An 8261-nucleotide genomic window follows, 5' to 3' on the forward strand; every position below is an offset into this window, starting at 1 on the left:
GGTTGGCGATCAGGTCGAGCTTGGTGTCGGGGGAGATCTGCCCGGGCGACTGGGCGAAACTCAACGCCAGCGCGACCGTCGCGACCAACCCCAACCGACGTCGCGACAACGGCGTCACCTGCATGGAAGCGGCCTTCACGCCGGCGACCGCAGTCGCCGACTGAGTCCCATTGCCCGGCTCCTCAACGGGCCGTTTCGCGGCCCGCATCGTCGCCGCGCGGTTAGCTGCGGTTGCCGTACTCGACCCGGTTGAGCACCGACGACTGCGGGTCGCCGCCGGGAAGCGGTGGCTTGGTGTCCTGCTGCACCATCAACGTGATCCCGAAGATCGCGGCTGCGCCCAGCAACAGGCCGACCACGACGCTGGCGGCGGCGGGTGCAACGAACCGGTTCATGGTGGCAACCTAACAGAAGGCGTAGAAGACAAGGTCGCCCGCGCCCGAGCGCTCGCCGGGACAAGCGGGGCGGCGGCGCCGCAGATCGCCGCCATGACAGCATGGGCGGATGGCTTTCCCGCGCGTTCTTGCTGTGCTTGCCGCGGTCCTGGCGCTGCTGGGCGGGTGCGGCCACAGCTCCGAACGACCCAAGTCGGCACCGGCCACGTCCGCGGGCCGGCCGATCCCCCCCGCCCGACCCGCTTGCGGAGATCCGGCGGCGATCCTGGCGGCGATGTCCACCCACGACAAGCTGGCCCAGCTGCTGATGGTCGGAGTACGCAACGGCGACGACGCCAAAGCCGTAGTGGCCGACCACCATGTCGGGGGCATCTTCATCGGAAGCTGGACTGACCTGTCGATGCTGACGGATGGCACGGTGAAGAGCCTGTCAACAAGCACGGCGCTGCCAATGGCGATCAGCGTCGACGAGGAGGGCGGCCGGGTGGCGCGACTGTCGTCGCTGATTGGGCCGGCACCGTCGGCGCGGGTGCTGGCTCAGACGCACACCGCCGACGAGGTCTACGGCATCGCGCTGGACCGCGGCCACCGGATGCGTGGCCTGGGCATCACCATTGACTTCGCCCCAGTGGTCGATGTCACCGACGCTCCCGACGACACGGTGATCGGCGACCGGTCGTTCAGCTCGGATCCGGCCGTGGTCACCGCGTACGCCGGCGCATATGCGCGAGGTCTGCGCGACGCCGGTCTGCTGCCGGTGCTCAAGCATTTTCCCGGCCACGGGCACGGATCGGGCGACTCGCACACCGGTGGGGTCACCACGCCGCCACTGGCCCAGTTGCAGAACGACGATCTGGTGCCGTACCGAACGCTGGTGTCGGCCGCCCCGGTCGGCGTGATGGTCGGCCACCTGCAGGTGCCCGGCCTGACCGGCGACCAACCGGCCACCCTGAGCCGGGCCGCCGTCCAGTTGTTGCGCACCGGCACCGGCTATCAAGGCCCGGCGTTCGACGGCCCGGTCTTCAGCGACGACCTGTCCAGCATGGCCGCGATCAACCAGCACTACGGCGTGCCGGAGGCGGTGTTGCGCACCCTGCAGGCCGGCACCGACATTGCGCTGTGGGTTACCACCGACGAGGTGCCCGCCGTGCTGGATCGGATGGAGAAGGCATTGGCCGCAGGGGAGTTGACGATGCCTGCCGTCGATGCCTCGGTACTGCGGGTCGCGAAGGTGAAGGGCCCGAAGCCAGACTGCGGACCGTAAACCCGGCGGCCCGCATACGCATTGCTTACTCTGAAGTCAGACAGGCGCACCCGCAAGTCGGCTAGAAGGGGACAGCATGGCAGGTGGTACCAAGCGGTTACCCCGTGCCGTGCGCGAACAGCAGATGCTCGACGCCGCGGTCCAGATGTTCTCGGTCAACGGCTATCACGAGACGTCGATGGACGCGATCGCGGCCAAAGCCCAGATTTCCAAGCCGATGCTCTACCTGTATTACGGGTCCAAAGAGGAACTGTTCGGCGCTTGCCTTGACCGCGAGATGACGCGATTCATCGACGGTGTGGGTGAAGACATCGATCTCGAGCAGAGCCCGAAGGATCTGTTGGGCAACACCATCGTGGCGTTCATGCGCTACATCGACGCCAACCGCGCGTCTTGGATCGTGATGTACACCCAGGCCACCAGCTCGCAAGCTTTTGCCCACACCGTGCGCGAGGGACGCGAGCGGATCATCGCCATGGTGGCCAGGCTGCTGCAGGCCGGTACCCGGAATCCCGGACCGGACGCCGACTTCGAGATGATGGCGGTGGCGCTGGTCGGAGCCGGTGAGGCGATCGCGACGCGGCTCAGCACGGGCGATACCGACGTCGATGAGGCGGCCGAGCTGATGATCAACCTGTTCTGGCGAGGCCTCAAGGGCGTGCCATCCGATCGGGATGCGGCCGAAATCGCCGCCGGACCCAGCCAGCAGCGGACCCGCCAATCCACGCCGTGAGCCGACGCAACGTTGAATTCCTGTGTGCGGTTGTGATTGTCGGGCTGCTAGCCGGGGTTGCCGGGTTGGCGACGACGCTGGTGTTGCGTTTCGTTGAACACCTGACCTACCACTACACGTTCGGAACACTGCTGCAGGGGGTCACTGGCAGCAGTCCGGTGCGTCGAGCCCTGGGCCCGATGGTCGGCGGAGCGCTGGCAGGGCTGGGCTGGTGGCTGCTGCGATCCAAAACAGTTGTCCCGCCGTTGTCTGAGGCCATCGCCAGGCGTCAGCGAATAGGCCTGGTGCCGTTCAGTGTCGACGCGGCACTGCAGGTGGTGCTGGTCGGTTCCGGTGCGTCGTTGGGCCGGGAAGGAGCGCCGCGCCAATTCGCTGCGGCCCTGGGCGATTTCGGTATGCGATGGCTGAAACGACTGTCGGCATCCGACCGTGAGATCCTGCTGGCGTGTGCGGCCGGCGCGGGACTCGGTGCGGTGTATGCGGTGCCGGTCGGGGGTGCGCTGTTCACCGCGCGCATCATGCTGCGGAGCTGGCATCCGCGCGCGCTGGGTGCCGCGTTGATCACCTCGAGCCTGGCCGTCGCGGTCGCCTCGTTAGTGACCCACAACCAGCCGATCCTGGCCTGGCCCCACCCGCACTTGTCCTACCTGCTGGTCGGTTACGCATTGGCATTAGGCCCGCTCACCCTTGCGGTGGGACTCGCGTTCAATCGGCTGATGGCGGCTGCCGATCGGGCCGCGGTGACCCGATCCTGGCTGTTGATCCCGGCGATCGCGGGTGCGGGGTTGCTGATCGGTGTTTGCTCGCACTGGTGGCCCGAACTGCCCGGCAACGGCAAGTCGATCCTGACCGCGACCCTCGCCAGCGGCATGACCCTGACAACAGCGGCGGCGGTGCTGGTTCTGAAACCCGTTCTGACGGCGGTGTTTCTGCGCGCCGGCGGGACGGGCGGGATGCTCACCCCCGCCTTGGCCACCGGCGCGGCAGCTGGGACGCTGTTGGTGCTGACTATCAACGCAGTGGCAGGAACCCACTTTCGGGTTGAGGCAATCTCTTTGGCCGGTGCAGCAGGCGTGCTCGCGATCACTCAACGCACCCCGTTTTGGGCCGCGATCTTCGTCTGGGAACTCGCCCGGCCTCCGCTTTGGCTGTTGCTGGTTTTTCTGACTACCGCGCTTGGTGCGTACGGAGTTCTGCTACTTGTCGAACGCACTCCCCGGCTAGTGCGTCCTTAGGGTGCCGGTCAGATGCGGATACCCCTTGGTGATGTTGCGCAAGCTGATATCCCAGCCGTCCTGGACCTGATCGACGTAGAGTCCGGCAGTGGCCGGCAGCACCACAGGTTTGCCGAACCGCACCGAATATGTCACGGCATCCGGGAGCCCGGCCTCTAAATTCGCCAATACTGCGGCGGCGCTGAACATTCCGTGTGCAATCACGGTGGGAAAGCCGAACAATTTGGCCCCCATGGGGTTGGTGTGAATCGGGTTATGGTCGCCGCCGATGGCCGCATAGCGGCGAATCTGTCCCGGCGTTATCCGCAGAATGGCTTTCGGCGGAGGCAGTTTGGGCTGTTTCTGTGGCGGCGCCTTGGCCTCGTCGGACAAGCTGGTGCGTTGCTGGTGCAGGAAGGTCGTGACCTGGTGCCACGCTACGTCGTTGCCGACGCTGACATCGGTCACCAAGTCCACCAGCAGGCCCTTGCGATGTTCACGCAAATTCTCGGCGTGGACCGCGATATTGACCGTGTCGGTCACCTTGATCGGCCGGTATTGCGTGATGTGGTTTTCAATATGGACGGATCCCATTGCAGCGAAAGGGAAGTCGAATCCAGTCACCAGCGACATCATCGTCGGGAAGGTTAACGCGAACGGGTAGGTCAACGGCACGGAGTCGCCGTAGCGCAGTCCGGTGACCGCCGCGTAGTCGGCCACGTTCCCGCGGTCGATGGGCACGTCGTTGACCGTCAGCGTCCTGCTGGGCAGGTGCTCGCTGCGCGGCACGAACGGCAATGCCCCGGCTGCTGCGCGCAGCAGGTTTTTCAGGCCGCTTGGTTGCGTCACTGCTATCCCTCTCAGCTAGGCGCCCAGCATGGCCTGGCCGCAGACGCGAATGACGTTACCCGTCACCGCGTTTGATGCCGGGCTGGCGAAGTAGGCGATGGTCTCGGCGACGTCCACCGGCTGGCCGCCTTGATACAGCGAGTTGAGGCGACGGCCGACCTCGCGGGTGGCCATGGGGATGGCCGCGGTCATCTGGGTTTCGATGAATCCTGGGGCGACGGCGTTGATCGTGATGCCCTTCTCGGCGAGTTCGGGTGCCAGCGCCTGGGTGAGCCCGATCATGCCGGCCTTGGTGGTGGCGTAGTTGGTCTGCCCGCGGTTGCCCGCGATACCGGCCATCGACGAGAGCCCAATCACCCGGCCGCCGTCGCCGATGCTGCCGTTGCCGACCAGTCCCTCGGTAAGCCGTTGTGGGGCAAGCAGGTTGACGGCAAGAACCGCGTCCCAGCGCGCATCATCCATGTTGGCCAACAGCTTGTCGCGGGTGATACCGGCGTTGTTCACCAGGATGTCGGCCCGCCCGTTGTAATGCTCACGCAGATGCTCGGTGATCCGGTCGACGGCATCGTCTGCGGTGACGTCGAGGGTCAGGGCGGTTCCACCGACGCGGGTGGCGGTCTCGGCCAGTGCCTCGGCGGCGGCCTCCACGTCGACCGCGACGACGTGGGCCCCGTCCCGGGCGAACACTTCAGCGATCGTCGCGCCGATACCCCGTGCGGCACCGGTCACGATGCCCACCTTGCCGTCCAGCGGCCGGTCCCAGTCGGCCGGCGGTGTGGAGTCGGCCGCGCCGACGTAGAACACCTGGCCGTCCACGTAGGCCGATTTGGCCGACAGGATGAACCGCAGGGTCGACTCTGCACCGGTAGCGGCTGGTTTGGCCTCGGGTGACAGGTAGACCAGCGCAACGGTGGCGCCTCGGCGCAGCTCCTTGCCCAGTGAGCGCGTGAAGCCCTCCAGCGCCCGTTGCGCGATCCGCTCATCGGCGCTGCCGGCTTGGTCGGGAGTGGTTCCGACGACGACGACGCGGCCGGAGGCGCCGACATTGCGCAGCAGCGGAGTGAAGAACTCGTGCAGCGCCTTCAGCTTCGCCGGGGTGGTGATGCCGGTGGCGTCGAACACCAGCCCGGCGAACGAATCGGCCCAGCGGCCGCCGAGGTTGGCGCCGACCACGTCGTAGTCTTTGTCCAGCGCCGCGCGCAGCGGCTCGACAACCCGGCCCTCACCACCGATCAGCAGCGAACCGGCCAATGGCCGATCACCGACTCGGTAACGCCGCAGTTGCTCGGGCTGTGGGACGCCGAGTTGCTTGGCGAGAAACGAGCCGGGCCCGGAGTTGACGACTTGGGAGAATAGATCGGGTGAAGCCTTCGGGGCCACTGAGTTGCCTTCCATATCGAGCGTGTCATCTGTTGACTACCGTATCGAGAACGAACTTACTCCAGAGTAAGAACGGTAGGTAGTATGACCCCTATACGCGGATAACCCCCAACCGACGGAGATAAGCGTGACTTCTGCAAGTTCCTCTGGTGCACACTCCCTGCGGCGCGTCGCGGTGCTCGGCGGCAATCGAATCCCGTTCGGCCGCTCGGACCGCGCCTACGCCGAGGCGTCCAACCAGGACATGTTCACTGCCGCTCTGGGTGGACTGGTCGACCGCTTCGGTCTGGCCGGTGAGCGTTTGGGGGCAGTGATCGGCGGCGCGGTGCTCAAGCACAGCCGCGATTTCAACCTGATGCGCGAATGCGTGCTCGGATCGGCACTGTCGTCCTACACGCCCGCGTTCGACATGCAACAGGCCTGTGGGACCGGGCTGCAGGCCGCGATTGCCGCGGCTGACGGCATCGCCGCCGGCCGCTACGAGGTCGCCGCCGCCGGCGGGGTGGACACCACCTCCGACGCGCCAATCGGCTTGGGCGACAACCTGCGTCGCACGCTGCTGGGACTGCGGCGGTCAAAGTCCAACGTCGAGCGGCTGAAACTGGTCGGCAAGCTGCCGGCCAGCCTCGGGGTGGAGATTCCGGTGAACAGCGAGCCGCGCACTGGACTGTCGATGGGTGAGCACCAGGCCATCACCGCCAAGCAGATGGGCATCAAGCGCGTCGACCAGGACGAGCTGGCCGCCGCCAGCCACCGCAACATGGCCGCCGCTTACGATCGGGGCTTCTTCGATGACCTGGTCACCCCATTTTTGGGCTTGTACCGCGACGACAATCTGCGGCCGGACGCGTCGGTGGACAAGCTGGCCAAACTCAAGCCGGTGTTCGGGGTGAAGGCCGGCGACGCCACCATGACGGCCGGCAACTCGACACCGCTGACCGACGGCGCTTCGGTGGCGTTGCTGGCGAGCGAAGATTGGGCCGCCGAGCACTCGCTGTCGCCGTTGGCTTACTTCGTCGACGCCGAGACGTCTGCGGTGGACTACGTCAACGGCGCCGATGGCCTCCTGATGGCGCCGACGTACGCGGTACCTCGCTTGCTCGCCCGCAATGGGCTCAGCCTTCAGGACTTCGACTTCTACGAAATCCATGAGGCATTCGCCTCGGTGGTGCTGGCACACCTGCAGGCCTGGGAGTCCGAGGAGTACTGCAAGGAGCGGTTGGGCTTAGACGCCGCGCTGGGGTCCATCGACCGGTCCAAGCTCAACGTCAACGGGTCGTCGCTGGCCGCCGGCCACCCATTCGCCGCCACCGGCGGGCGGATCCTGGCGCAGCTGGCCAAACAACTGGCCGAGGCCAAGACCAAGCAGGGGGCGTCAGCCAAGCCGGTGCGCGGGCTGATCTCGATTTGCGCCGCCGGTGGCCAAGGCGTTGCCGCGGTCCTGGATGCCTGATACGCCAGGTGCGGTGTGCCGTTTAGTAACGGCGGCGCCCGGGTATGCGACTTTTCGGATAGCTCCGTGTTGTCGTCCGACCCCCCGACCCGATGGCAGCGCGGGGCATCCTTGAGCGGCTCCTAGCCATTATCGGTTTGGCGGGTCGAGTCGGGGGCCGCCGCTGGAATGAGGGGATCCCGCGGCGGCCCCTTCTTAAGGTTTGTATCAAGCCTTTTCATGATCAGGCGCGTTAACGCAAAATCCCCCGTCTCGGAATGAGAGCGGGGGATTTCGCTATTTAGCGTCAGAAGGCTGCTTCGTCGAGCTCCATGATCTCGTTGTCGATCGTCTCCAACACCTGGCGGGTGCTGGTCAACAGCGGCAGGAAATTCTTCGCGAAGAACGATGCGACCGCGATCTTGCCCTCGTAGAAGGCCCGGTCGGCGTCGCTGACGCCGGCGTCGAGCGCCTCCAGGGCCACCGCGGCCTGACGCTGCAGCAGCCAGCCGATGACCAGGTCGCCGACGCTCATCAGGAAGCGCACCGAACCCGTCCCCACTTTGTAGATGCTGGAGATGTCGTCCTGCGCGGCCATCAGGTAGCCGGTCAGCGTCGCCGCCATCGCCTGCACATCGGCCAGGGCGGTGGACAGCAGCGCACGCTCGGCCTTCAGCCGGCCGTTACCGGACTCGTTCTTGACGAACTCCTCGATCTGCCCCGACACGTGGGCCAGCGCCACACCCTTGTCGCGGACGATCTTCCGGAAGAAGAAGTCCTGCGCCTGGATGGCCGTGGTGCCCTCGTAGAGCGAGTCGATCTTGGCGTCGCGGATGTACTGCTCGATCGGGTAGTCCTGCAAGAAGCCGGACCCACCGAAGGTCTGCAGGCTCTCGGTGAGCTTGGCGTAGGCCTGCTCGGAGCCGACACCCTTGACGATCGGCAGCATCAGGTCGTTGACCTTGACCGCCAGGTCGGCGTCCACACCGTGCAG

Annotated in this window: 9 protein-coding genes; 4 read left to right on the forward strand and 5 right to left on the reverse strand. The window is 66.2% G+C overall.

The genetic code is table 11. The features are described from left to right. Both WAN71_RS14495 and WAN71_RS14500 read right to left on the reverse strand, forming a co-directional pair. Positions 1-118: hypothetical protein (locus WAN71_RS14495; protein WP_422226005.1), on the reverse strand; the 118-nt coding region annotated here is incomplete at its 3' end. Between the two features lie 103 nt (positions 119-221). Continuing rightward, positions 222-395, reverse strand: a complete 174-nt coding sequence (locus WAN71_RS14500; protein WP_067342410.1) for a DUF2613 domain-containing protein — start codon at positions 393-395, stop codon at positions 222-224. A gap of 109 nt (positions 396-504) precedes the next feature. Between WAN71_RS14500 and WAN71_RS14505 the strand changes: the two genes are divergently transcribed. The 3 genes from WAN71_RS14505 (at position 505) to WAN71_RS14515 (ending at position 3627) form a co-directional block, all read left to right on the forward strand. Continuing rightward, positions 505-1659 (forward strand): glycoside hydrolase family 3 N-terminal domain-containing protein, encoded by a 1155-nt coding sequence (locus tag WAN71_RS14505; protein ID WP_422225998.1) that lies wholly within the window; start codon positions 505-507, stop codon positions 1657-1659. A gap of 76 nt (positions 1660-1735) precedes the next feature. Continuing rightward, the gene (locus tag WAN71_RS14510; RefSeq protein ID WP_422225999.1) at positions 1736-2392 is read left to right on the forward strand and encodes a TetR/AcrR family transcriptional regulator; all 657 of its coding nucleotides are present in this window, start codon (positions 1736-1738) and stop codon (positions 2390-2392) included. Next, complete coding sequence (locus WAN71_RS14515) at positions 2389-3627, forward strand: chloride channel protein (protein ID WP_422226000.1); 1239 nt, start codon at positions 2389-2391, stop codon at positions 3625-3627. The genes WAN71_RS14510 and WAN71_RS14515 overlap by 4 nt, the downstream gene beginning before the upstream one ends. Here WAN71_RS14515 and WAN71_RS14520 read toward each other — a convergent pair. Both WAN71_RS14520 and WAN71_RS14525 read right to left on the reverse strand, forming a co-directional pair. After that, complete coding sequence (locus tag WAN71_RS14520; RefSeq protein ID WP_422226001.1) at positions 3613-4455, reverse strand: MaoC/PaaZ C-terminal domain-containing protein; 843 nt, start codon at positions 4453-4455, stop codon at positions 3613-3615. The genes WAN71_RS14515 and WAN71_RS14520 overlap by 15 nt on opposite strands. A gap of 15 nt (positions 4456-4470) precedes the next feature. After that, on the reverse strand, positions 4471-5835 hold the full coding sequence (locus tag WAN71_RS14525; protein ID WP_422226002.1) for a 3-oxoacyl-ACP reductase: 1365 nt from the start codon (positions 5833-5835) through the stop codon (positions 4471-4473). A gap of 127 nt (positions 5836-5962) precedes the next feature. On the opposite strand from WAN71_RS14525, the gene WAN71_RS14530 reads away from it, so the two are divergent. Then, positions 5963-7288 carry an acetyl-CoA C-acetyltransferase gene (locus WAN71_RS14530; protein ID WP_422226003.1) on the forward strand — a complete coding sequence of 442 codons (1326 nt, stop codon included), beginning with the start codon at positions 5963-5965 and terminating at the stop codon, positions 7286-7288. A gap of 286 nt (positions 7289-7574) precedes the next feature. Here the strand turns inward: WAN71_RS14530 and WAN71_RS14535 are convergent. Further along, the coding region (locus WAN71_RS14535; RefSeq protein WP_422226004.1) for an acyl-CoA dehydrogenase at positions 7575-8261 on the reverse strand (687 nt) is incomplete at its 5' end.

The organism is Mycobacterium sp. (assembly GCF_049280035.1).
Taxonomy (GTDB): Bacteria; Actinomycetota; Actinomycetes; order Mycobacteriales; family Mycobacteriaceae; genus Mycobacterium.